The sequence below is a fragment of the Lysobacter sp. N42 genome, assembly GCF_004344885.1.
Genome location: NZ_SKFB01000003.1, coordinates 24,137 through 47,591, shown reverse-complemented (window position 1 = coordinate 47,591; position 23,455 = coordinate 24,137). Strand labels below are relative to the sequence as shown.

Annotated in this window: 26 protein-coding genes; 10 read left to right on the top strand and 16 right to left on the bottom strand. The window is 45.4% G+C overall.

What is annotated here, in order from left to right; genetic code table 11:
* Nucleotides 1-19 precede the first annotated feature (19 nt).
* Nucleotides 20-244 carry a hypothetical protein gene (locus EYQ95_RS07800; protein ID WP_111915599.1) on the top strand — a complete coding sequence of 75 codons (225 nt, stop codon included), beginning with the start codon at nt 20-22 and terminating at the stop codon, nt 242-244.
* On the opposite strand, the gene EYQ95_RS07795 is transcribed toward EYQ95_RS07800, so the two are convergent.
* Complete coding sequence (locus EYQ95_RS07795; protein ID WP_207916279.1) at nt 241-1,368, bottom strand: alpha/beta hydrolase; 1,128 nt, start codon at nt 1,366-1,368, stop codon at nt 241-243. The genes EYQ95_RS07800 and EYQ95_RS07795 overlap by 4 nt on opposite strands.
* Before the next feature lie 161 nt (nt 1,369-1,529).
* Here EYQ95_RS07795 and EYQ95_RS07790 point away from each other — a divergent pair, with 161 nt between their 5' ends.
* Together EYQ95_RS07790 and EYQ95_RS07785 are read left to right on the top strand one after the other, a co-directional pair.
* The gene (locus EYQ95_RS07790; RefSeq protein ID WP_111915600.1) at nt 1,530-2,534 is read left to right on the top strand and encodes a sensor domain-containing diguanylate cyclase; all 1,005 of its coding nucleotides are present in this window, start codon (nt 1,530-1,532) and stop codon (nt 2,532-2,534) included.
* A 114-nt stretch (nt 2,535-2,648) separates the two neighbouring features.
* Nucleotides 2,649-3,299 (top strand): epoxyqueuosine reductase QueH, encoded by a 651-nt coding sequence (locus EYQ95_RS07785; RefSeq protein ID WP_111915601.1) that lies wholly within the window; start codon nt 2,649-2,651, stop codon nt 3,297-3,299.
* A 10-nt stretch (nt 3,300-3,309) separates the two neighbouring features.
* Here EYQ95_RS07785 and EYQ95_RS07780 read toward each other — a convergent pair whose 3' ends face one another.
* Nucleotides 3,310-4,029 (bottom strand): SGNH/GDSL hydrolase family protein, encoded by a 720-nt coding sequence (locus tag EYQ95_RS07780; protein WP_111915602.1) that lies wholly within the window; start codon nt 4,027-4,029, stop codon nt 3,310-3,312.
* Between the two features lie 33 nt (nt 4,030-4,062).
* Entirely contained in the window at nt 4,063-4,314 is a 252-nt protein-coding gene (locus EYQ95_RS07775) for a hypothetical protein (protein WP_111915603.1), read from the bottom strand.
* A 98-nt stretch (nt 4,315-4,412) separates the two neighbouring features.
* Here EYQ95_RS07775 and EYQ95_RS07770 point away from each other — a divergent pair, with 98 nt between their 5' ends.
* Both EYQ95_RS07770 and EYQ95_RS07765 read left to right on the top strand, forming a co-directional pair.
* Nucleotides 4,413-5,570: a hypothetical protein gene (locus EYQ95_RS07770; protein WP_165924698.1), complete on the top strand. Its 1,158-nt coding sequence runs from the start codon at nt 4,413-4,415 to the stop codon at nt 5,568-5,570.
* A complete protein-coding gene (locus EYQ95_RS07765) occupies nt 5,567-6,793 on the top strand; it encodes a hypothetical protein (protein WP_111915605.1) in 1,227 nt (408 codons plus the stop codon). The genes EYQ95_RS07770 and EYQ95_RS07765 overlap by 4 nt, the downstream gene beginning before the upstream one ends.
* A 15-nt stretch (nt 6,794-6,808) precedes the next feature.
* Here EYQ95_RS07765 and EYQ95_RS07760 read toward each other — a convergent pair whose 3' ends face one another.
* A complete protein-coding gene (locus tag EYQ95_RS07760; RefSeq protein WP_111915606.1) occupies nt 6,809-7,042 on the bottom strand; it encodes a hypothetical protein in 234 nt (77 codons plus the stop codon).
* A 123-nt stretch (nt 7,043-7,165) separates the two neighbouring features.
* Between EYQ95_RS07760 and EYQ95_RS07755 the strand changes: the two genes are divergently transcribed.
* From EYQ95_RS07755 to EYQ95_RS07735, 4 genes are all read left to right on the top strand, one after another.
* Nucleotides 7,166-7,693 (top strand): RNA polymerase sigma factor, encoded by a 528-nt coding sequence (locus tag EYQ95_RS07755; RefSeq protein WP_111915607.1) that lies wholly within the window; start codon nt 7,166-7,168, stop codon nt 7,691-7,693.
* A complete protein-coding gene (locus EYQ95_RS07750) occupies nt 7,683-8,039 on the top strand; it encodes a DUF6768 family protein (protein WP_111915608.1) in 357 nt (118 codons plus the stop codon). Before EYQ95_RS07755 ends, EYQ95_RS07750 begins: the two co-directional genes overlap by 11 nt.
* 450 nt (nt 8,040-8,489) lie before the next feature.
* On the top strand, nt 8,490-9,707 hold the full coding sequence (locus tag EYQ95_RS07740) for a hypothetical protein (protein ID WP_132327477.1): 1,218 nt from the start codon (nt 8,490-8,492) through the stop codon (nt 9,705-9,707).
* Nucleotides 9,708-9,718: 11 nt separating this feature from the next.
* Nucleotides 9,719-10,141, top strand: coding sequence for a hypothetical protein (locus EYQ95_RS07735; RefSeq protein WP_111915611.1), 423 nt, complete (start codon nt 9,719-9,721; stop codon nt 10,139-10,141).
* On the opposite strand, the gene yghU is transcribed toward EYQ95_RS07735, so the two are convergent.
* The 11 genes from yghU to EYQ95_RS07680 all read right to left on the bottom strand — a co-directional run bounded on the left by yghU (nt 10,131) and on the right by EYQ95_RS07680 (nt 19,550).
* Nucleotides 10,131-11,003 (bottom strand): glutathione-dependent disulfide-bond oxidoreductase, encoded by an 873-nt coding sequence (yghU, locus tag EYQ95_RS07730; protein WP_111915612.1) that lies wholly within the window; start codon nt 11,001-11,003, stop codon nt 10,131-10,133. The two genes, EYQ95_RS07735 and yghU, sit on opposite strands and share 11 nt — an antisense overlap.
* Complete coding sequence (locus tag EYQ95_RS07725; protein ID WP_111915613.1) at nt 10,996-11,574, bottom strand: NADPH-dependent FMN reductase; 579 nt, start codon at nt 11,572-11,574, stop codon at nt 10,996-10,998. The genes yghU and EYQ95_RS07725 overlap by 8 nt, the downstream gene beginning before the upstream one ends.
* A 71-nt stretch (nt 11,575-11,645) precedes the next feature.
* The gene (locus EYQ95_RS07720) at nt 11,646-12,881 is read right to left on the bottom strand and encodes an ATP-binding protein (protein WP_111915614.1); all 1,236 of its coding nucleotides are present in this window, start codon (nt 12,879-12,881) and stop codon (nt 11,646-11,648) included.
* Between the two features lie 6 nt (nt 12,882-12,887).
* A complete protein-coding gene (locus EYQ95_RS07715; RefSeq protein WP_111915615.1) occupies nt 12,888-13,592 on the bottom strand; it encodes a winged helix-turn-helix domain-containing protein in 705 nt (234 codons plus the stop codon).
* Nucleotides 13,592-14,017, bottom strand: coding sequence for a DUF3019 domain-containing protein (locus tag EYQ95_RS07710; RefSeq protein ID WP_111915616.1), 426 nt, complete (start codon nt 14,015-14,017; stop codon nt 13,592-13,594). The genes EYQ95_RS07715 and EYQ95_RS07710 overlap by 1 nt, the downstream gene beginning before the upstream one ends.
* Nucleotides 14,018-14,036: 19 nt before the next feature.
* A complete protein-coding gene (locus EYQ95_RS07705; RefSeq protein WP_165831977.1) occupies nt 14,037-14,963 on the bottom strand; it encodes a MipA/OmpV family protein in 927 nt (308 codons plus the stop codon).
* Between the two features lie 104 nt (nt 14,964-15,067).
* On the bottom strand, nt 15,068-15,487 hold the full coding sequence (locus EYQ95_RS07700; protein WP_111915618.1) for a VOC family protein: 420 nt from the start codon (nt 15,485-15,487) through the stop codon (nt 15,068-15,070).
* A gap of 31 nt (nt 15,488-15,518) precedes the next feature.
* Nucleotides 15,519-15,815: a helix-turn-helix domain-containing protein gene (locus tag EYQ95_RS07695; protein ID WP_111915619.1), complete on the bottom strand. Its 297-nt coding sequence runs from the start codon at nt 15,813-15,815 to the stop codon at nt 15,519-15,521.
* A gap of 4 nt (nt 15,816-15,819) precedes the next feature.
* On the bottom strand, nt 15,820-16,269 hold the full coding sequence (locus tag EYQ95_RS07690; RefSeq protein WP_111915620.1) for a hypothetical protein: 450 nt from the start codon (nt 16,267-16,269) through the stop codon (nt 15,820-15,822).
* Between the two features lie 159 nt (nt 16,270-16,428).
* A complete protein-coding gene (locus EYQ95_RS07685; RefSeq protein ID WP_111915621.1) occupies nt 16,429-18,261 on the bottom strand; it encodes an ABC transporter ATP-binding protein in 1,833 nt (610 codons plus the stop codon).
* A complete protein-coding gene (locus EYQ95_RS07680) occupies nt 18,261-19,550 on the bottom strand; it encodes a mechanosensitive ion channel family protein (RefSeq protein WP_111915622.1) in 1,290 nt (429 codons plus the stop codon). Before EYQ95_RS07680 ends, EYQ95_RS07685 begins: the two co-directional genes overlap by 1 nt.
* A gap of 149 nt (nt 19,551-19,699) precedes the next feature.
* Here EYQ95_RS07680 and EYQ95_RS07675 point away from each other — a divergent pair, with 149 nt between their 5' ends.
* A complete protein-coding gene (locus EYQ95_RS07675) occupies nt 19,700-22,762 on the top strand; it encodes a ligand-binding sensor domain-containing diguanylate cyclase (protein ID WP_111915623.1) in 3,063 nt (1,020 codons plus the stop codon).
* Here the strand turns inward: EYQ95_RS07675 and EYQ95_RS07670 are convergent.
* Nucleotides 22,759-23,322 (bottom strand): glutathione S-transferase family protein, encoded by a 564-nt coding sequence (locus EYQ95_RS07670; RefSeq protein ID WP_111915624.1) that lies wholly within the window; start codon nt 23,320-23,322, stop codon nt 22,759-22,761. The two genes, EYQ95_RS07675 and EYQ95_RS07670, sit on opposite strands and share 4 nt — an antisense overlap.
* Nucleotides 23,323-23,455 lie beyond the last annotated feature (133 nt).

Genomic DNA, 23,455 nt, shown 5'->3' with positions numbered 1-23,455 from the left:
AACGGTTAGAAGGCAGCACGTGCGACAATTATTAATAAGATTCTCACTATCCATTGGTTTGCTTATTGTTGTGGGCATTCCAAGCTTCCTTTTTGCGCAATACCTACTTACGTTGTTTGGCTTTGAAGTAGCAGGAATTGTGGGCTACTCCGTAGTTGCAATTCTAGCGACGCTTATTTTTGTTGGGCTTTGTAGCCTTGTGGTTAGTGCTATTTTGGGTTTTATGAGCGCATTAAAGCGTTAATCTCGCAAACTCTCATTTTGTCTGCGTATAGCCGGTAAATATTTAGAGTTATTTGCGATAGCCAATTGCAGAGCGCGAGTTGAGGCCGCCATTGCGGCTTCAGTTTGCCTGTTCATATCGTACGCGGTGGCTAGGCTGTCCCAAAGCATGTCAGAGCGTGGGAACGTTTCTGTACCCTGTTCTAGTATTTCAATGCCCCAGTCTAACTGGCCTTCGTATGCTGCTTTTAATCCGTATACGTTATATTGGTGTGCAGACATTTGAAAGGTAAAACCGAAAGCCTCTGATAGGTCTTGATAGAATTCCCTTAGCGTAGCCAATGACTTCACTTCAATGTTCGGCACTGCGTTATACCCTGAAAATATCTGCCGAAGCCCTTCTACATTTCCATACAGGGGCGCGGTGTCATGGGTTTCGTTTTCAAAAGATTCTGTAAACCATTCAAGGTTTGTGATGCTTTGAGCGCTAAGGGCGTTGCTCATTAGGTTGAAGCCCTCAGCCATTTCTCCGGGTTCGTTAGCAATGCTCAGGAACCATCGTACATGCGGACGATCCTCAATTTGAAATTGTTCAAGGTTGCGACTCAGATAATTATTGTCCCACCATAAACTCGGGCTTATTGATATCGCAGCATTAAATAAATAAGGCTTTTCCAATGCCAAATAGCTTGTAAATAACCCTGAAAGTGAGTGCCCACTTACCACGCGATAGTCAGCAACTCGATATTGGTTTGCCAGATTGTTTAAAACCTCTTCTTGAATGAATGTAGAGAATTGTTGAGCACCTCCAGAACGCTCTTCGTACCCTTCTATTACTGTGGGAGAAAAGTCTTTAAGCCGACTTGTTGCGTCTAAACTTACGATGATCATCTCAGGAATGACCGCGAAGGTACTTAAGAATCGAACGTTTCCTTGAACGTGATCATGTTGATTAGAGCCGTCGAACACGACAAGTAGCGGATATTTAAATTCATCGGAGTGAAAATAGCTCTCGGGTAATGAAATTCGTAATGGAACGCCTTGGACTGTTGCTTCTATTTCATGCTCGGGTTCAGAAGCTTGAGCGCCTAATGGAAATACAAGTAAGACAAATGAAAGGTAGGCCAACCAACGGAAAGTATTCACGGAAATTCTCTTTTTATAAATTTTGACAATAGTTTATCGAACTGGTCGCATGACCTCTAGCGGGGTTTTACAGGTATAACTGTAAATCTTTAATAATAGCCAGTTATTGAACTAAGCTTAAGTTGCCAAAGAGCACATACCGTTTTGCACAGGATGACTTCATGGAAAAAATGTTAAAAGAGTTAGCGATAGCTGTTTCTGACAGCGAAGACCTAGAGTCTTTCGTTCGCCCTTTACTTAAAATGATGGAGGCTATTACAGGATTAGAGTCTACTTATATGACTCGAGTGAATAACCACGAGAGCATCCAAAACGTTATATATGCCGAACATAAAAAGAAGCCTTTTGTGACTGAAGGACTACAGGTTCCATGGAACGACACGCTATGTAAAAGAGCGTTAGACGACCAAATCTTCTATACCGACCGCGTTTCAGAAATTTGGGCGGACTCGGGTGCTGCAAGAGAAATAGGTATAGAAACCTACATTAGCCAACCTATTAACCTTTCTGACGGTACATTTTACGGCACATTGTGCGGCGCTTCTGCCGACCGCGTAAAAGTTAACCAAGAGTCGAGAAAAATTCTGAATTTATTTGCAGAGCTTATTGCGCACCAAATAGAGCGTGAGCGCATGTTAAAGCGTCTGCAAAGCGAGAACATTACTTATAAACACTTTGCGTTAACAGACCAACTTACTGGCATTCCCAATCGTAGAGCTTCAATTATCGAGTTAAGTCGGGCGATGAACCAGGTTAAACGGTCTGGTAGTACTTTACTTGTCGCCTATATCGACTTAGACGGGTTTAAAAAGATTAACGACAACTTCGGGCACGACGCGGGCGATCGCTTTCTTATTGAAATTGCGAAGGTGCTGATTCAAAACTTAAGAGACTCAGACTTTGTAGGCAGACTAGGAGGCGACGAATTCTTAGCTTTTGGCATAAAAGGACAAGAACCCAACTTAGTGTCTAAAGAGACACTTAAAAGCCGCGTGGAGCAATTTACCCAAGGCCTGTTCGACCTCGGCGACTATGAGCTTTCATACGAAGGCGCAAGTGTAGGAGTGGTGAGTTATGAAGGCGACGACATTACCGTCGACCGCTTACTCAACCAAGCCGACAGCGCAATGTACCTTGCTAAACAAAAACGCAAAGCGAAATATTAGTTGAATAACCAATAACTCACAGCATTATGGGCAATCTAACTTGCAATTTGCTGCTTCTTTAAGCAAGATCTGCGGCCTGAAAAAGCAGTAAGAGCTTGCAGCTAGAGGTAAATAATGGCTAAGAAAGAAATGATTGTACTCGAGACTCCAACAGGTTCGGATCACGTTCTGTTGCACTCTTGCTGCGCGCCTTGTTCCGGCGAAGTTATGGAAAGAATGGCTGAAGCTGGCATCAAGTTCACTATTTTCTTTTACAACCCGAACATTCACCCAGAAAAAGAGTACTTGCTGCGTAAAGAAGAGAATATCCGCTTCGCCGAAAAACTAGGCGTGCCGTTTATCGACTGTGATTACGACTCGAAAAACTGGTTTGAACGCGTGAAAGGCTTGGAGTGGGAACCAGAACGCGGAGCTCGTTGTACGGAATGCTTCGACATGCGTTTCGAGCGCACCGCTCTTTATGCACACGAACATGGCTTCGACACCATTACTAGCTGCTTAGGTATTTCTCGCTGGAAGAATATGGACCAAATTAACGACTGTGGTACTCGCGCTGCGGCTAAATATCCAGGCATGCATTACTGGACATTTAATTGGCGCAAGCAAGGTGGCGCTGCGCGTATGGTTGAGATTTCAAAACGAGAGCGCTTTTACCAACAAGAATATTGTGGCTGTGTTTACTCATTGCGCGACACCAATCGCTGGCGCTTAGAAAATGGTCGTGACCGTATTGAGCTTGGCGTTCAGTACTACGGTGATGACTAAACCCCGACGACTAACCTTTATTTAAGTTCACTGCTTGAAATGCGTTTGCGGCCCATAGGGTTGCTGCGTGTTTTGAAGGATGAAACCCGTCTTCAGCCATATACTTGGATTCAAAAGGTATATTTAACGGTAAATAAATACAACGATGATGCGCTTCGCAATGTCGTTTTAGTGCTTTGTTTAATCTTTTTGCTTGTAGACCCACAAACCACCGAAGCGGTTGCGGCAGCGCCGGGAAGTGCTGCATAGGGGGTAAGCTTGAAAAAATAATGGTTTCCGCTGCTAATGTTTCAGTTAAATATTCTGTAAGGTCGGTTAAATTGCGTTTCCATTGGCCAAGCGAAGTTCGTTGGGTGACGTCGTTTACACCTACTGAAACAAGCACTTGGTTGATGGGTTTGCTAGGGCCTATTTGTGCTTGCTTCACAAGCTCAAGCACGCCGGAGCAGGTTAAGCTCGACTTAGCAATGAGCTGCCAATGTACTTGATGATGGTGCTCTAGTAATTTTACCCATTGACCACATACCGCGTCGGCTTGACTCTCACAGCCCACTCCAGCGGCTGCTGAGTCACCAATCACCAACACAGAAATATGTTCCCCCACTTGCTCTTGCCGCAAACCTTCTCGGGGCCCACTTGCTTCTGGCAGTCTAATTGTTTGGGCTCGCACTTGTTTTCCCTGGTATAGCAACCAGGGCGCCAAAAGCAGGGTCAAAATGCGCATAAACATGAGCGGTACTCTAGTTAAGGTGTTGTTTGCACTTTACTTCATTCTAACCTTGCCACCCACCATTTTGTAAGCTGGTGCGCCACGTATCATGGTTTCGCGTGCAAACTGCTGCCCACAGCCTGGGCAAATACAAGGTTCTTTCGTATGGTTTTCAGTGATGCGCTCTAAAAAGCATTTCACCAAGGAGCCTTTCCCGCCCTTTCTATATTTGAAAAGCGGAGCTCGGCAGCTGGCGCAAAAGATGTCGACAGAGCGAAGAGGTAGTTTTTTACGAGGTTTAGCCATGCGGGTATTCTACCGAGTAAATAACCGTATGCAATGCTGACAGGCAGGGGATTTTTCTGATAAAGTTCACAAAATAATAACAAAAAATATAAGGGACTATGATGAAGAAATCAGCTTTTGTCTTAGCGCTTTTTGTTTGTTCCTCCAGCGCCATGGCCACTACAAGCTCGGTAAACCTTCCTGAATTAGAATGGCTTCCAACGGAAAGGTTAAGTGTTCCAAGTCACCACAGTCAGTCGCAATTAGACTTAGATGCTCGTGCTTATCATGAAGCAGATGAATTCGACTTCCCGGAAGCAGAACAAGATTTGCGTGAATATCACTTAGAAGGCCTGAAATTGGCAAGCCCAGATGCTGCTTACGCCTTGGCGGTTATGGATTTGGAAAGTGCGCAAATGAGCCCCGCTATTTTTCATCTGTTACTAGCAGACAGATTTGGTTCAGACAAAGCTGCGCCTGTTTTAGAGCAGTTGCTGCCGCTATTGTCAGAGTCTGCCCTCTCGCAAATTGAAAATGCGGTGGAAGAGTTTGTAGCATCTCAACTTTTAGTTGCGCCACAGAAAGCCGAAAAGAATTACGAGACACGTCAAACTAGGCTAACACGCATAGCCCCTAACGGTTACAGTATTAGCCTTACTGAACGCAGACGTCCAATTATTTATTCCTTTCCTTTTGCATTTGTAGTTGCGCCCGACGGACGTATCGCGGAGGCTTGGACGCCTCCTGATTTGCAGCAAAGAATAGAGCGCAGAGCGCAAGACGAATATGAAAGGTTTCGTTATGAGGAAGGCGACCAGTACACAATTCAATTCTCTGAAATTCATTTTCAAACAGGCATAGACGATGTGGTAGACGCGTTGAATACCTTCACAACACCTGCTCAAAATGGACACCGACCTTCACAACGTGCGGTTGCTGAACTTACCCGAACCTTGGCTATTCTTGATGAAGAAGCTTTAGATATTCCAGAGATGCTAAAGCCAAGCCGGTCAATGGGTTGGTTTGAGTTAGCCGCCAGACAAAATTTTGAGGGAGCGCAGGCTCGCCTCGGCATTGGCTATGGTCGTATAGAATGGACATTATTTTTATTCCAGCATGGTTCTTCCGAATTAAAGCGTCAATCAGCTATAAGCATACTGTTGAGGCTGAATGATTCTGAGTATCGACAGCCCGTAATAGATTATTTGCAGCGCCACCTAGAACAAAATCCAAACGATGAATTGGTACAAGCAATATTAGAACAGGAAGTAGAATGAGAAGTTTAATTTTAGGTGTGATGTTTTGCGTTGCTATGCCCAGCATGGCGCAAGTAGTCTCACCAGAGCCTCTTCCACCTATGACACCTATGCAAGGGCCGGCAGTTCCTTCCGCTCAGCATACGAATGGCACAGAATATGAACTCATAGAGATTTTTAAGGTGTTGGAGCTTGAAGATGTACCTGATTCTGAGGAAGGTTTACTTCAATATTGGAATGAGAATGTATATAAAGCTAGTCCCGACGCAGCATACGATCTCGGGAAATATTATTTAGACCGCTCTGAATTTAGCCAAGCTATTTTTCATTTTATGCTTGCCAAACGTTTCCACTCCGACTTAGCCCAAGAGGCTCTTGATCAAATACTACCTCAGTTAACAGAGCAGCAGATATCTCAATTTGAGCAGTTTGTAGAGCAGTTTATTGAGCACGACCTCATATTACCCGTTATCAATGTTAACCAAGAAACTACGATCAATTTCGAATCAAGAGAAAGACATGAAATACGAGACTATGGTGGAGGAACGCGCGGCGGTGTTGGTAGAGGGCAGTTTGAAATGCCTGTCGATTACAATCGTAACGACTACTTCCTTAACTTACGAGTTACTCTGTTAATTAGTCCAAGAGGCCGTGTTGTTGATTTTTGGACACAAGAGGGTTACGACTCAGAGTTTATGCATAACCTAGAAGATATGGTTAGGGACTTTAGATTCCATGACTCAGAGAATTACACGGTACATAGGTTGCTTATGTATGGGAGTTATGAACAAAACTATATTTCTGAAGTCGCTCGAAGAAATATAGAGTCCCATTTTGGTGTCGCTAAAAGTGGTAATAGAGAATCACAGTATTTAATTTATGAAGCGCTCGAAGTGCATTCGAGAGCTAAGTATTGGGGAGCAGAGGGCAGTGAACTACTAGATGTATTTGAAAACGATCTTGGCTCTCATCAGCTATATTGGCTAGAGCGTGCTGCCCGTCAGGGGAGTGTAAATGCTGAAATTGGATTAGCTCTGTTCTGGTATCAACCGCTTTGGCTTGATTATCTGCTTATAAACGGTAGCGACGAAAACCAACGCAGGGCTGCTATCACACTGGCTTTAAATGTGGGTGATGAAGAACTGCGTGACAAAGGAGTTGTAAAACTGGAGGCTATACTTGAACAAAACCCCGATGACGAGTTAGTTGAAGATATTCTCCAGACGTTAGCAGCGCAAGCTTAAACCGCCTCAGTAAAACTAGTGCTCGCCAGCTTCTCCCTGGCGACGCGCTCGTTCTCTGTCGGATTTATATTGCTCGTAGGTTCTACTTTGCTTTTCCATGCATTCGTCTCTTAGAATGCCCGGCATTATCGTTTTACATTCGTTAATACGGTTTTCACGCATTGCTTCGTACATATCTCGAGTTGTACAGCCAGTTAAGAGCACGCCAAAGCTGAACGTCATCAGTAGCGCTGTTAAGAATGTTTTCATTGTAACTACCACCCTGTAATTTCCATGCCTTTTTAATTCGAGCGTGCCATAGTAAAAAAGTTCTTGGTTCGTGAACCTTTTCTTTTTCTCAGTCGTCTTGTGAGTATCAGTATGGAGTAATGAATGCAAAATGCACAAATTGAATTACTCGTTCTTTCTATGCAAGACGGCGATCGTAGAGCGTTTTCGTTGCTATACCGGTACTTCTCTCCACAGTTGAAACGGTATGCAGTTGCCCGTGTTGGCGATGCTTCTGATGATTTAGTGCATAACGTCTGGATTCGAATAGACCGAGATATTCAAAAATTAAAAGATGTTCGCGTGTTTAAAAGTTGGATATACCGCGCTTTACGTTGGGAAATTGCCGACTGGGTGAAACACAGCGCGCAACGCCAAACCGATACTTTGGAGAACGTTCCTGAGCCGGTAGCTGCAATAGAGCAGGAGAGTTCACCCCTGTTACCGATGTTAGAGGTACTGAACCCTGACGAACGTGAGGTGGTTGAGCTTTTTTATCTTCATGAAATGAGCATTGAAGACATGAGTTTAACGATTGGTATCCCGCTTGGAACGGTGAAATCAAGATTGTATAGAGCAAGGCAAACATTGAAAGCGAATTACGAAAGAGAGGAAACAGACCATGAGCATTGACGACAAAATTAAGAAAGACTTAGCAGAGCAGGCACAAGAGCTTGATCAAATGATGCAAGAAAAAGAGGGTTTGGGTGACTACTTAAAAACCGGATTTCGTTCAGGTATGAAGTGGGTCATGGTGATTGGGTACATTTACGCCATCGTATTTACAGTATTAATGTTTACGTTTGGTTATCAGTTTTTCAACGCAGAACCGCAACGGCAAATATTTTGGGGTGTGTTGCTGATACTGGTTTTTAACGGGCTTATTGCGGTGAAGCTATGGATATTCATCGAAACCAACCGCAACCATACCAGCAAAGAAATCCGAAGACTTGAGTTGCGGTTGCGAAGTTCAAATTAGCTGAGCAAGACAGAATAAAAAGCCCACTTGCGGAGATTAAACAAGTGGGCTTTTCTTTGCGCAGGAGTTTATTGGTCATTAATCAAACCACTTCACCAGCCCCCAAACCGCTAGTGAAGCAACGGCAACGGGAGCCGCAGCGGTAATAATTGCGCCAGCCCCCATTCCACCACCAACAATGGAGCCTACAGAAGCCATACCGGAAGATACCGCGGCTGCCCCACTGGTTCCTGCAGCTCCGAAGGACGATGCTAACGCCGCACCGCTAGTACCTGCTGTGGCAGACATAATACCGGAAGCGCTAGCGCCTCCTACAGTTGCTGCGGTTGATGCTCCGGTTCCAACAGTCGCAATTGTTCCGCCTGTAGCCACTGCATGATGTTTACGAATTGAATTAGCCATGTTGTTTCTCCTTAGTGTTGAACTTGAGAAACAGCATAAACACCTTTATTGTTTATTTTTATTGGTATTTCTATATATAAAAAAAGGAAACAAAAGTTTCATATGGAATTTTCCCGGCTATATCCGGCAATCGGTGCAAGCATGCGTGCGCACGCATACTTAATTTATGGTGGTTCCAGTTACGTAGCGTGGTTGCGTGAGCTATCTAAAAAAATGCTAGAAATCACACCAGACTTAACAACAGCTGAGCAACATTACACCTTATGCTTGGTTCAGGTTCATGCCTACGAAAATCTTCCTAACCGTATCTGTTTTAAGGCTGGTATGGTTGCGAATCAGTCTGAGGAAGTTCGGGAGACTGCCGCGGAGCTCTATCAATATCCGGTAAGTGTTGCAGATGGATTGCTACAAGACGCTATTGCATCGCAAAACCTAAGGGAAGATAAAGTAACCGCAACAGCGGAAGTCTTAGTGCGTTCACCGCAACTCAATTTAAAAGACATACCAACAACATGGCTCTGCCACTTAAGCTGGCATTGCTTCTTTGCCGTTTATTCTCATGCGCTAACTGACCTGTTGGTATACGGAGCTCAGCAGGGCTGGTTAAAGTCGTCGAAGGTAAATGGCTTAAATAACCAGGTAACTTCGGCTAACGCTCTCGCAGAGCGCTATCTGTTGCTCTCGGAGTTCGAACGAATGATGGCTGCGACTTGGTACCAAGACATTATGTTGGTGCAAGATAAGAAGCCTAATAACCCTTTTGCTTCGGTAGATGTGAGCCAGTTGCTTTTTACGACTGATTTAGGAAAGCGAGTGTTAAGTATTGCTTCACAAAACTTTGAGCATGAGGATTTATTTGTGGATTTAGCGCCAAAATTTGCTACAACAGAGCCATTTGAATGCTTAGCTAGGTTAGGTGGACATCATTCGAATATGTATTGGCTATGGAATGATGTTGCTAGTAAGCCAATGAACTTAGGCAAAGTTATTTCTCAGTGTTGTGCATTTGCGTTGGGTCTTCAGGAGCTCACTAGCAAATCACCTGAGATGCCATGGTTTCACGATTCGGATATTCCCCGCTCTTCTTTTGTGGGAGAGTTTTGCAAAACCATTAATAGTTTAGGCATTTCGATTACACCGGAAACACTTTATAAAGCCCACTTAGCTCTATCGAAAAGAATTGAAACAGAATATACCAATACTCAACTGGCGTATCAGAAACGGTTTTTATATCCTTACTCTCCTTGGTATGAATTGCACTTTTGACGAGGATGTCTGTGGGTAAGTATTGGGTTGAGCGTTTTTCAAAACAGCAGCGTGTACTTATATTAATCGGCCTGTTGTGGCTCTTTTTTGCAGTGTTGGGTAAAGACGCCGCTAAATATATGGGTGGTGGAGCGCTGTTGTTGTGGTTGCTGTTTCCTGAAGTAATGGTTAATTCTAGTTACGCAGGTGACAAAACCAAAGATATGCTGCAGTTACTCTCTGTCGACGGCTCTAAACTACGCGTGGGTATGGAGTGGGTAGAAAAAGAGACGATTAAGAAAATTGCACTCGACAAATTCGATGACACGTACGCCACAATGCAATTCCCGTATACCAGTAAAATACCTGCGAACTATTTGTTTCCGCTAGAGCAGATGGAAGAAGTAAGGGCATGGCTAGAACGCAATGCCCCTGAAATTGAAATTATTCGCTAGCCTGCTCTAGCTTGTCTTGAGTTTGGGTGTCGAAGTCGCTGGCATCGTGGCGTTCACGAAGCTGTGAAGACGGCTCACCCCAAGCTCGATTTACCATTTTGCCGCGTTGAACCGCATTACGTTTGCCAATGTCTTCACACCAGCGTAAAACGTTTTTGTATGTGTGCGCTTCGATAAACTCAGCCGCTTCATACACCTCATTTTTCACGAGTGCCCCATACCAAGGCCAAATAGCCATATCGGCTATAGTGTACTCATCACCAGCAATATAAGGGTTATGCTCTAGTTGCTTATCTAACACGTCGAGCTGACGCTTAATTTCCATAGTGTAGCGGTTGATGGGGTATTCATACTTCTCTGGCGCATATGCATAGAAATGACCAAAGCCTCCACCTAACAGCGGCGCGCTCCCCATTTGCCAGAACAGCCAGTTTAGGCATTCAGTGCGCTTGGCCGGGTCTTGAGGAATAAAGTGACCGTATTTTTCTGCGAGATAGAGCAAGATAGAACCTGATTCAAAAACACGTGTTGGCGTTTCTGTGCTGTGGTCAACTAACGCAGGTATTTTCGAGTTAGGGTTCGCACTTACAAAGCCACTGCTAAACTGCTCTCCTTCTAGGATATCGATAATCCATGCATCGTATTCGGCTTCCCTAACCCCCATAGCCAGCAATTCTTCCAGCAATATAGTTACTTTCACACCGTTCGGGGTGGCCAAAGAGTACAGCTGTAACGGGTGCTTCCCTACGGGTAGATCTTTGTCGTGTGTAGCGCCAGCGATGGGGCGGTTAATATTGGCAAACTTGCCGCCATTTTTCGGGTCCCATTTCCATACTTTGGGCGGTGTATATTCGTTACTCATAAAATCCTCTAACTTCTTGAACAATGTTCGCGAGCGCCTTTTCTGCGCTTTCGTTGGTGAGCTCTCCGTTTGAAAACGAATCGGGCGCTTTGCTTAATGCAAACTGTGACGGAGCAACCCATAAGCTAAGTTTGGCGAGTTGATCGCGAAGCAATAAAAGCGCGCGCAATCCGCCAAGCCCGCCCGGAGACGCCGCGGCAATACCGCAAACCTTACCTTTTAAAACACTCACACCGGAATCTCCGTTTTCTAGCGGACGACTAATCCAGTCTAGGGTGTTTTTGATCAGCGCGGGAACGGCTCCATTGTATTCTGGAGAGGCGATAAGAAAGCCGTCGTGCTCACTGCACAACTCTTGAAGCTTTCGCACGTTTTCAGGTACGGCATGTTCTTCTATGTCGCCGTTGTAAATGGGTAACTCGTAGTCGTTAAGTTCAATTAATGTAACTTCGACACCCTGCTTTTGAGCGATGCTTGCCCAAGCTTGGATAAGCTTTTTATTGAGTGAGTCTTTGCGCAAACTACCTGCAAAAGCTAACAACTTCAGTTTACTGCCTTGTGGTGCTGCCATGTGTAACTCCTCGAGGTTTGAGTGTTAGAGCTTAGCTTACTATACGAGGAGTATTAGACTGAAGGATCGTTTTAGACGGTTTTTCTACAAGGTAGAACTAATGTGAATCGAGCGCCTTTTATGGGGCTTTCAGAAATTTCGATAGAGCCATGATGCCAGTCCATAATGCGTGCCACTATGGTTAGCCCAAGGCCTACACCACCGGAGTCTTTTGAACGGCTAGACTCCAAACGTACAAAAGGGTCGAGAATGCGCTTGCGTTGCTCAGGCGCGATGCCGGGGCCATCGTCGTCGACATGTATATTTAAAGTACCTTTTGTTTGCGTAAACGATAATTCGACCCGAGTACTAGCATGGCGTTTTGCGTTAACGACCAAATTTTGAATGGCGCGTTCTATGTAATGACCGTCACAGTCGCATACTACGCTACCTTGAAGTTTGTTTTCTATGGTTACGCCGGGCATGGTGTTAAGCTTGTCGGCAAGGTTTGTACAAAGCTCGGTAATATTGACCTGGCTTAGTGAGAGCAACTCTTCTTGCCCTTCCATTTTTGCATAGTCGAGTAACGTACCCACTAACTGCTCCATTTCCGCGACGTCTTCAGCAAGTGCTGTCAGGTCTTCTCCGCGCTCATTCCGCATTGAAATGGCAAATTTTAATCGCGCTAAGGGTGTTCTCAGGTCGTGTGAAACGGCACGAGTTAATTCTCGTTGAAGTCCTAACAAGTGCTGAATTTGCTGGCGCATAGCATTAAATGACTGGCCAATGTTCGACACCAAAGAGCGTTTAGGCAAGCTGAGTTGCTCGTTCGGCTCTTTTGGAAAGCGTTTTAACTGTAGTTCTAGCCGGCGTAGGTCTCTTGCAAGTGGTGCAATCCAGAGGGTAGCAAGCACTACGAGCAACACGACAAAAGCCGCTTGATACCAATATTGCGGTTGTGGCGCGGGGTCTCCAATGGGACCTATTTGCCAAAGCTGAGGACCTTTTTGTAGGTACAAATAAAGCTGCTGGTCACTATTAAAAAGGGGTACTGCGTTGCCGTTGGCAAGTGCTTCGCGCTGATCGGGTAGCCACCCTACACTCGCTACCATAAGCGTATTTACGGGCTGGTTTATGGCTTGGGAAAAGCTTTGTGCACTTTGGTGGTACTTGCTCGCTTCAACAGCTGCTTCCGAGAATGGAATAACCCATGCTGGGATTTCGGGCACTGTATCGGCCTGCATTCTCCATATTTGTTCAAGGCTCCAACCTAGGCCAATAACGGCTAGTAAAATGAAACCATAAAAATGAACATAGAGACGACGCATTAAGCTTTAATCCCAACCTTCAGGAACGAATAAGTAGCCTTTGCCCCAAACTGTTTTTATACGTTCAGGTTTTTGGTTGTCGTCGCCCAATTTCTTACGCAAATGAGAAACTCGCATATCAACCGTGCGGTCTAGTCCATCATACTCACGCCCGATAATGTCTCGGTGGATAACTTCGCGCGTAACAATCTGCCCAGAACGCTCTGCAAGATACCAAAGTAAGTCGAATTCGTGGCTGGTTAAATCGACCTCTTTGCTGCCAATACTTGCGGTTCTAGACTTTGGTTTTAGCTCTAGCGCACCAAAGGTCATGGTTGCGGCGCTAGACTGTTTGCTACTACTGTCGCTTTGAGCTCTGCGCAATAGAGCATTTACACGAGCAAGCAGAACACGAGGTTCAATCGGTTTTACCACGTAGTCGTCAGCGCCAAGTTCCAACCCAACAACTTGATCTATGTCACTTTCACGCGCCGTGAACATAAGAATAGGACCTCTGTAAAATTCCCTGAGAGACTTACAAATGTCGAACCCGTCTTTACCCGGTAACATAATGTCGAGAATAACAATGTCGGGTTTGTGTTTTTGCACCAAACCGGCAATCTTCTCGCCTCGAACTTCGTGAACCACTTCGAAGTCATTTTGAATTAAATAGTCTTTGATCAGTTGGGCGAGCTTTTGGTCGTCCTCTGCTAATACAATGCGTTTTTTCATTAAAAGACACTCCAAGGGCTGCCTAAACGGCGTCTCGGTTTTAAGCTATGAACGGCGATGCTTACTTCATGAATGATCGCGCCACTCTCGTCGGTTAAACTTATACTGCCTCGCTCGGGCCACTCGATAATACCACTCCACTCACCCGCTTCTGCGTTTTCCCAACATTGTAAAAGTTGGTTATCTTGGTAAATACATGGTCGCTGTAATACGGAGCTTTGCCAACGAATAAGCAAAGGCTGCTCGCAAATTGCTTCGGCTTCTACCGTAACGCAAACTGTAGGGAATACTTCCAAACAAGACTCGGTTTCACACTCCACCCAAGGAATTTCATATACGGGTGCATCAGACTGCTGACTAGGCGTCTGCTTATTAAGCTTGTCTTGAGCAACTACTGGCGCCCCAAAGCAAAGGCTGACCAGCATGAAGCAAAAGGAAACCGGTTTAGAAGCGATAACCCACCCCCAAGAACCAGGTCGTTACCGAGTCAGAGTGAACGAGCGGACTATTACTAATACCATTCCCTAACTGAAGGTATTGATATATACCTAATAACCGCCAATGGCCGCTCAGCGGTTTTTGCCAGGAAAGAGAGACAGAGGGCTGCCAAGAAGCTTCTGCTTCGTAGTGATGAGAAGGTGACTCTTCGAATGAAATGCCATAGTAGTAATCGATAAGCTTTTCACTTTTATACGCAGCTGCCATGCGTACTGAAAATATACTCGATTCTAAATAGTAGTTTCGAACCAGTGAAACATTTGCAGAGTAACCTTTATGGCGGCTAAGCGCGTCATTAAAAAGTTGTCCCCTCACGTGCCAACTTTCAATATTCGTGTCGAACTGAAACCCTAAGTCTATGGAGTATTCTCGCTCCGACACTGACCGCACAGAAACGCCTTGTCCACCGCTCGAGCCGCCAACAGGATCGTCCTCAGGGTCTGTGAAAGAAGGCAGATGCACAGCGTCTGAGTTGCCCGATTGAAACGGTGACTCTAACCACATACCCAGGTAGTGTTCGTCGAAAAAGCTACGCTCTGGGTTTACTCTTGCTACCACGCTCCACTCAACATTGGTGGACGGGTCTATGCGCCAGCCAGCAGTTCCGTTGTCGAAAAAGAAATGACGGCCGTAATAATAAAGCTCTGGCAGTATAAAAATGTCCATGTCGTGAACGTCGACCAAAGAGCTAGAGCGTTGACCATAGCCAATTGCGAAACCTACACCGACGTTACCAGGCGTGATGCACTGACCGTTTCGTTCACAATACCTCAGGTGGTCGCTTGCGTAACTTGAGCTTATGACAAAACCAGAACCTAGAAGGCTAAGGCTTACTGCCAGAATTGTATTATTTAAATGTTTCAATAGTTTCACTGGGGAAATGCCCTCATATTGCAATAAAACTCTAGCAAACCGGAAACTACTGCGCAGCTAGAGCTGACAATTATTGACAACTCATTACCTAAGACTAAATAGACTTACCAAGTTCCTGTATTTTCCATGGTGTCCCAAGGTGCTTGTGGCGGTAATGACTCACCTGCTTGAAGTAATTCCACAGATATACCGTCTGGCGAGCGTACAAATGCCATGTGACCATCTCGAGGTGGGCGATTAATGGTTACGCCCATACTTTGTAGGTGTTCACATAGGGCGTAAATGTCTTCAACCTGGTACGCCACATGGCCAAAGTTTCTTCCGCCTGAGTAGCTTTCACGGTCCCAGTTATAGGTTAACTCTAGCTCTGCCTCGGGTTGCCCCGGTGCTGCCAGATATACAAGCGTAAAGCGCCCCTTTTCCACATCTACTTTACGCGTAACTTCTAACCCTAAACCGTCACGGTAAAAGCGAAGTGATGCGTCTAAATCTTCAACACGAACCATGGTGTGTAAATACTTCATAAAACTCTCCAAATTATTCGTTGGTTACGTATTAATTTAACATGAGTGTGGCGGCAACTCCGCATAAGAAGCCCCAAAACATGGCGAGTAAAATATAAAGTACAACCGAGCGGTTTTTCTTCGCTGACGTTTTGGATTCCCCAAGCAGTTGCTCGCGCTCGAGCTCAAGTACAGCGCACAACGCATTACATGTTTCTATTGAGCCTTGCCCTTGGCTTTCCACTCTCTGAACCGTTCTTAGGCTTAAGCCAGCAACTTCAGCAAGCTGTTGCTGTGTCCACCCTTTCTGAGTTCGGGAAGATTTAACAGTATGCACATCTATTTGCACAGCGTTATCCTCCGAACCACTGAATTAAGTATTTGGCAGAAAAATACCCTACAGCAAAGCCTGCGAGTAAGAATGGAATAAAGGTTAAGATGAAACGCTTCCATGTGAATGGTTTCCCTTTGTGCCCTTGCCCGATGTACTTCATGAACTCGAGTTCGTCTTGGTCTACACGCTGACCGTCTACGCTGAAGTACACATTATAAATACCGAGCAAAAGGTTTTTACAACTCTTTACCGCGACTTCAACAGTGTATTCTTTGTCGTCGACCTTGAAGTTATGCGTGTTTCTCATGTGCCAGCTTCTAGCTTGCGACACGAGTTCGCCGTCTACGTAAATTTTCTCTAGTCCGCTATAAGTTGAAAACCATACTGTAATTTGGTGGTCTTCGTGGTCGAAATATACTTCCGCTTGCTTCCAAGTTGCCGAAGGTGCCTTTTTATTTTGATCGTTCATGAAAAATAAACCTCATTATTTGATTTAAATGATATCGCGGCTAAGTCTCGCCGGTCGACTTCATTGAAGCGGAAAAGAGTTTTTGATTCGCCGACAGTTGTGTGTCAGTCGTAAAACTGGCACCTGACAGTTTTACGACAATCCTTAATTTTCAGTGACTTAATGGTCGGTTGCGATAAAGCCGCCAGATTGGCGTTGCCACAGCTGCGCGTATATTCCTTGCTTAGCCACCAGCTCGTCATGACTTCCTTGTTCAACAACTTGGCCATTATTCATAACCACTAAGCGGTCCATTTCGGCAATAGTCGAAAGTCTATGCGCTATGGCAATTACGGTTTTACCTTGCATCAGCTCGTTGAGGTTCTCTTGAATAGCAGCTTCTACCTCAGAATCTAGCGCTGAGGTTGCTTCGTCGAGTATGAGAATAGGCGCGTCTTTGAGCATGACACGCGCAATGGCTATGCGTTGACGTTGACCGCCGGAAAGTTTCACGCCGCGTTCGCCCACATGAGCGTCATAGCCGTTACGCCCTTTGCTGTCTTCAAGTTCTAAAATAAAGTCATGGGCGTGGGCTCTTTTTGCCGCTTCGACTATTTCTTCGTCGGTAGCGTTGGGCCTTCCATAGGCTATGTTTTCTTTAACCGAGCGGTGGAGTAAAGAGGTGTCTTGGGTAACCATACCAATATTACCGCGCAAAGTTTCTTGCTGTACTTTGGCAATATTCTGCCCGTCGATACGTATTTCGCCTGACTCAACGTCGTAAAAGCGAAGGAGTAAATTGACTAAGGTTGACTTGCCCGCACCAGAGCGCCCGACTATACCCACTTTTTCTCCAGCTTGAATAGCTAGGGAAAGCTCTGACATTACGTCTTTTTGTTTGCCGTAATGGAAGTGAACAGCGTCAAACTCTATCGCGCCTTGGGTAACGCTCAAAGGTGCTGCATCAGGAATGTCACTCACTGTTTGTTCAACAGCGATAGACTGAATGCCGTCTTGTACTGTGCCAACGCTTTCAAACAAAGTAGAGAGCTGCCACATTACCATTTGCGACATGCCAAAGAGTCGCAGAACCATACCGATAACTACGGCAACCGCACCTAAAGACACGCTTTCTTGGAGCCATAAATAAATGGCGACGGCGGCAGAGGAAAATAGCAATAAGCAATTAATAAGGTATAGCGCGCCGTACAGCCAAGTGACTAAACGCATTTGTTTATGCACGGTGACTAAAAAGTCGTCCATACCTTCTTTAGCATAGTCTGCTTCACGTTGCGAATGAGAGAACAGCTTTACGGTTTGAATGTTGGTGTAGCTGTCTACAATGCGGCCGGTCATTACCGAACGGGCATCAGCTTGCTCTGCTGAAACTTTTCCCAGTTTGGGTACAAAGAAATACATTAGTGTGCCGTACACTAAAATCCATGCGGCTAACGGCAGAGTGAGTCGCCAGTCGGCTTGGCTAATGATGAGGAACATGCCAAGGAAGTACACGGCAATGTAGTTCACCACTTCGATAAACGTAATAACCACTTGGCGAACAGCGAGGGCCGTTTGCATCAGTTTGGTGGCAACACGACCCGGAAACTCGTCTTGGTAATAACTCATCGACTGGCGCAATAAATAGCGGTGCACCAGCCAACGAATACGCATCGGGTAGTTACCCAAAAGTGTTTGGTGGGTAAGCAAAGAGTTGAACCACACCATGAGGGGTAAGCCGACCAGCACCAACAAAGCCATGCCTAACAGCTTCATGCCTTCGTTTGTTAAAAAAGTTTGTCTTTCTTGAACAGAAAGCCAATCGACAATATTACCTAGAAAAGCGAACAGCCAAACTTCAGCCAGTGCGGTAAGAGCCATTAGTATGGCGCTAACGACTAAGAATGGCGTAGCGCCACGGGTAAAGTGCCAGCAAAACGCGAAAAAACCCTTCGGTGGCTGCTCTAAAGACTCCGCCGGAAACGGGGGTAATCTAGATTCGAACCACTTCAGCATTAGGACTTGTCTTCCAACCGAAAGCCTTCAGGGACACTTTTTAAATGTAAGTCGCGCTGTGGGAAAGGAATCGTAATACCGTTTTCTTTGAATGCTTTCCAAATAGCTACGCGCACCATAGAAGAAACGTTCTCTCGACCATTTTGCGGATCGGCTATCCAAAAACGAAGCTGTATGGTTATGCCGCTGTCTGCAAATTCGGTGAGCAACGCATTCGGAGGTGGATCCTGCAGTATGCGGTCTGAAACCGCGCCACATGCTTTAACGATTTCAAGCGCCTTTTCTACGTCATCTTCATAGCTAATGTCGACATCTACACGTAAGCGAACATTAGTGTCGGCGTAACTCCAGTTAATAACCTCATTAGTAATCAGGTTTTCGTTGGGTATCAGAATGTCTACGCCATTACGATCTCGCAATACAATATAGCGAGATCGCAGCTCTTGTACCCAACCAAACCGGTCGCCCACGGTAATGTTGTCGCCAGGTTTTACCGAGCGGTCGAAAATAACAATAAACCCACTGATGAAGTTTGCCGCGATACGTTGTAAGCCAAAACCCAAGCCAACACCCAGTGCTCCGCCAAATACGGCAAAGGTAGACATGTTAATACCCGCAGCACTCAGCGCGACGAGAATAGCTATGGTGATGACTGCAAACTTGGTGAATTTAACTAAGCCTACCCGTGTAGACGGGTTAAGCACCGTGCTTTCGCTAATTCGTCCCTCAATGACATTGGTAATAATACCGGCCATGGCTAATGCAAGGGTAATCATCACTACCATTTTCAGTCCGCTTAACAGCGATAGCCTGAAGTCACCCATATCTAAGCCCACGCTATCTAGCGTGCTAAGTGTTTGTGGTAGTACCCCAAGTAGGTGTAAGCCTATGACTAACCAAATGATGAGCCCTACTACACTTTCGAGCGCTTTGAGAAGTGGGCCGCCTTTCAAACTCTTGCGGAGTAAATAAATAATAAAGCGAATACCGGCTAGCGCAGCAACTAGCGGTATTAATACAGACATAGCTTGATGGGGAAGCTGAAACCTTTGAAATACCAACTCGCCGAGTAGCAGTATAAACAGCGCTGTAAGTGGCCATGCTACGCGCTCTACGCTTCGTAGTAGCACACGAGCAAAGCCTTTCGCTGCCTCTGTACGTTCACTTTGCTGTTTTTTCCAAGCAAAATGAACCGCGGCAGCAACACCGAAAGCGAAAACAATAAACGTGGCTTGCCAAGCGTTCTCTACATGTAAAATCTGATTTAAATATTGGGAAACTGTAGTCATAAAAACCTGAGCTGTTAAATACACCCCCTAATGATGCTCGATAATATCGAAAAACGCCAATAATCAAGGTTCTGTTATCGAGCTCATTAGATTAAGATGGGACATGTATTGTTTGATTCTTAAGCTGATATAATCCTTTTTGGAACTCTATGAAGTTTAGCCGTTTTACCCTGAAAGCAGTTGTGAACCTTTTTTTGATTGCAGCATTGCTGTGGGCAAAACTGTCTTTTTCTACCCCCGTGTTAGCCGACGAGCATCTTTCCTTTGAGCGTATTTCAGACACAATAGGCGGTCGTCAGAATTCGGTTTATGAAATTTACCGAGATAAACAAGACTTTCTATGGTTTGCCTCCGACACCGACGGGTTGCTTAGATATGACGGCTATGAATTCGCTCTTTGGTCTTCAGATGTTCTAAGAGCAGACGCTCGGGTTAGCTTCGCACATGTTCGCCGAACTCAAGACGGCCGCCTTTGGGCAGCCACATGGGGTAATGGCCTAATGGGGTGGGACCACGCTTCTGGCGAATATAAACAATTCCTTCATCAACAAGAGAACCCTGAAAGTTTATCCAATGACCGAGTGCAAACACTCTATGAAGACTCTAGAGGGCGACTGTGGGTGGGCACGCTTTCTGGGCTCAATTACCTGCAAGCGTCAAATGACGTTAATTTGGATGCATTAACATTAGAGACTTTACCTGCAGGCCATCCTTTGCATGATGAACGCATATGGAGGGTGGCAGAATCAGATAGTCGTTTGTGGGTTGCTACAACTCAAGGCTTGTTTGAATTGTCGAAAGACCTCACGCAATGGCAGAAACATTTGATTTCTCCGGAAGCTTCAGGGCAAAACCGGCTAAATGAGATTCGTACGGTTTACATTCACAACGAGAAGATTTGGGTGGGAACAGACGAAGGTTCTTTTCTGTTCGATCCTGCTAGCTCAGCTTTTCAGCATATCAATGTGCCTGAAGATGCGAATTATATTGCCCAAGTTAGAGTGAATACATTTCAGGCTATCCAACTTGGTCAAACCAACCAGGAGCTTCTTTTAGTAGGCACCACAGACGGTTTGTTCGCTATAGACCCAGAACAAAAAGCATATCGCGCAATAGAGCACGGTAGGTGGCGTTTACTGCACGATGTCGATATTCGAACGCTTGAGCAAGACGGTACGGGTGGTGTATGGGCCGGCACCCGAGACCTAGGCGTGTTTTATACTCGAAATGAGAGTGAGTCTTTCCGGTCTGTTGCTGAAGAAAATCCAAATGTAGTGGAAGAGCTAGAACTGGACCGTGCTGTTTTTTCTATTCATGAAGGTGCTGGGGAAGAACTTTGGCTTGGTACCTCCAATGGTATTGTTATTCGCGAAGAGGGCAGTGGTAATTGGCGACGGGTTGCTCAGGCTGAAGGTCAGGCATTAGGACGAGTTGAGTCGATTTTGAAAGATAGTTTAGGCGCTTACTGGGTTGCTGCAAATCGTAACTTGTATCGACAGAATTCTATGAATAGCGAGCTCCTGAGATTTACTGATATTCATGATCAGTTATTGCTTGACGAAAACTCCATTACCGAGATTTTTGAAACAGACGAGCAAACGCTGCTGTTAGGGATTTGGGGCTTGGGGTTAGCAGAGTACGACCTGAATACCGGTAATGCCGAGTGGGTTTTCCAAGGTTTTGAAGAGCTGCAGGGCGACTTAGTTTACGACATTGTACATGTTCCTGAGCATGGCGAGTGGATGGTTACTCGTTATTCTGGTTTGTTTTATCGAGAGCATGGCTCTAATGAGTGGCATCACTTTAACTTGCCTGAGTCTTTGCCTTTGAATGACGACTCATTTTTATGTGCATATGCTTGGCGACCTAATGAGTTGTGGTTGTGCTCGACTGAAGGCGTGTGGAGAATTGATACGTCTACGTATGAACTTAAACCCGTTTCAGGAAGCCTTGGGAACGTGCGTGTCATAGGTATGGTTCATGACCTTAATAACAGACTTTGGATGCTCTCCAGTTGGGGACTTACCCGTTATAATCTCCAAGATCAGTCAGTGGTCACCTTTGGATTGAACGACGGTTTGCCGGCTACAGAGTTTGTGCGCCAAGCAATTCACCGCAATGCCAACGGCGTGATTGCAGTTGGTTCGGTAAGGGGAGCTGTTGAATTTAATCCGTCTGATTTAGATTTTAATCAGTCAGCTCCGTCTATTGGGTTAAGCCGAATTTGGATCAACGAAATTGAGGTAACAGGTCAAGTAGGACTTGAGTCACCAGAACTTAACTTGAACCCCACCGACAGATCCTTCACCGTTCAGTTCAGTGTTTTAGATTTCCACGATACAACTAGGAATGCTTTGCGATACAGACTTATAGGCTTGAACAACCAATGGAGTAATTGGAATAACCAACGCCAAATTACCTTCGGTAGCATAGCTCCGGGAGAGTACACGTTAGAAGTGCAAGGTAGAAACAGCCTAGGAATTATGGCGAAGTCTACGTTACGCATTCCGATTCATGTGGCTAAACCATGGTGGAGAACGTTCTGGTTCTGGACCATATTAGGTGCACTTATTATTGCGGTGTTTCAAAGTATTTTGAAATGGCGTCTAAGATCATTAGAAAGGGTCAATGCTAGACTTGATACGTTAGTTAAGGAACGTACTCAAGAATTGGAAGTATTGAATAACCAGTTGAAAGCACAATCTCAAACTGACTATTTAACGAAACTTCCTAATCGTCGTGGCTTTACAGAGCGCTTTAAATTATTACAAGCCCAGGCTCAAAGAAGTATGCAGCCGATGGCGCTGATTGTTTGCGACATAGACCATTTTAAATCATTCAACGACAACTACGGGCATGAAGCAGGTGATCAGGTTCTTATGGCGTTGGGGAGTGAATTAGGACGCAGGCTGCGGGCCCAAGATGTAGCGGCGCGCTGGGGGGGAGAAGAATTTGCTATTTTACTCACAGATACTGACGAACACGGTGCTAGAGTGGTTTGTGAGAACCTAAGACAGTCTATTGAGAATATTAGTGTCGTTTACGAAGGGGCTGATCTTGATGTGACCGCAAGCTTCGGCATTTACTTGAGTGAGGATGTAACAGCGCCGCTCGATCATTGGATGCACTGTGCTGATATTGCACTTTATAAGAGCAAGAAAAGTGGCCGTAATCGCGCTGAGCTCTACACGGCCAGTATGGAAAACAACTAGTTTTTCGGAGGCGCTGTTCGTACGAAGCTCTCGTGCTGGTTAGCGGCGGCTAAAAACTTCTGTAATTGTGGGTATGCGTCTAATGTTAGGCGTTTTCTATAGAGTGCCCAGTCGAGAAAGCAAGCTAGTCGAATGGTAGCGTCGTGCCATGGCAGTTTGTCGAAGTCCCAAGGCGTGTCGTTTAAGCTCTTCAAGATAGCATGAGTACGCTGTTGCTGGCGCTCTAAATAAGGAGCTTGCTCCGGTGTAATGCCATCGCGTTCCAATAGAAATAGGTTAATACAGGTATCCATGGCTGTATTAACCAAACAATACATGTCGAAGTCTTCTAAGTTAGAAAGAAAGTCACCGCCAGAATGCTCGCGAACATACTTCAAAATGGCCGACGAGTCGTGCAATTTCAACGAGCCTATTTCTAAATAGGGCACGCGCTTTGCTGGGCTTCCTTCGGCGCTTTGTGCGTAGTCTGTTTCCACAAATTCAAATTGTTCACCGGACTCTTCAAGTGCAATCCGACAATGGCGAACAAAGGGCGAGGTATAACTGCCGAACAATTTCATGGGAGTTCCTTATGTTTCATAACTTCTATTGAATATATGACGCGAGCTGCATCATGTCACTTTGATACCGGAAGGGCAATTCAGTTCCATCTGAGCATTGTTCACTAAATCATCACCTCGCTGTAACAAAACT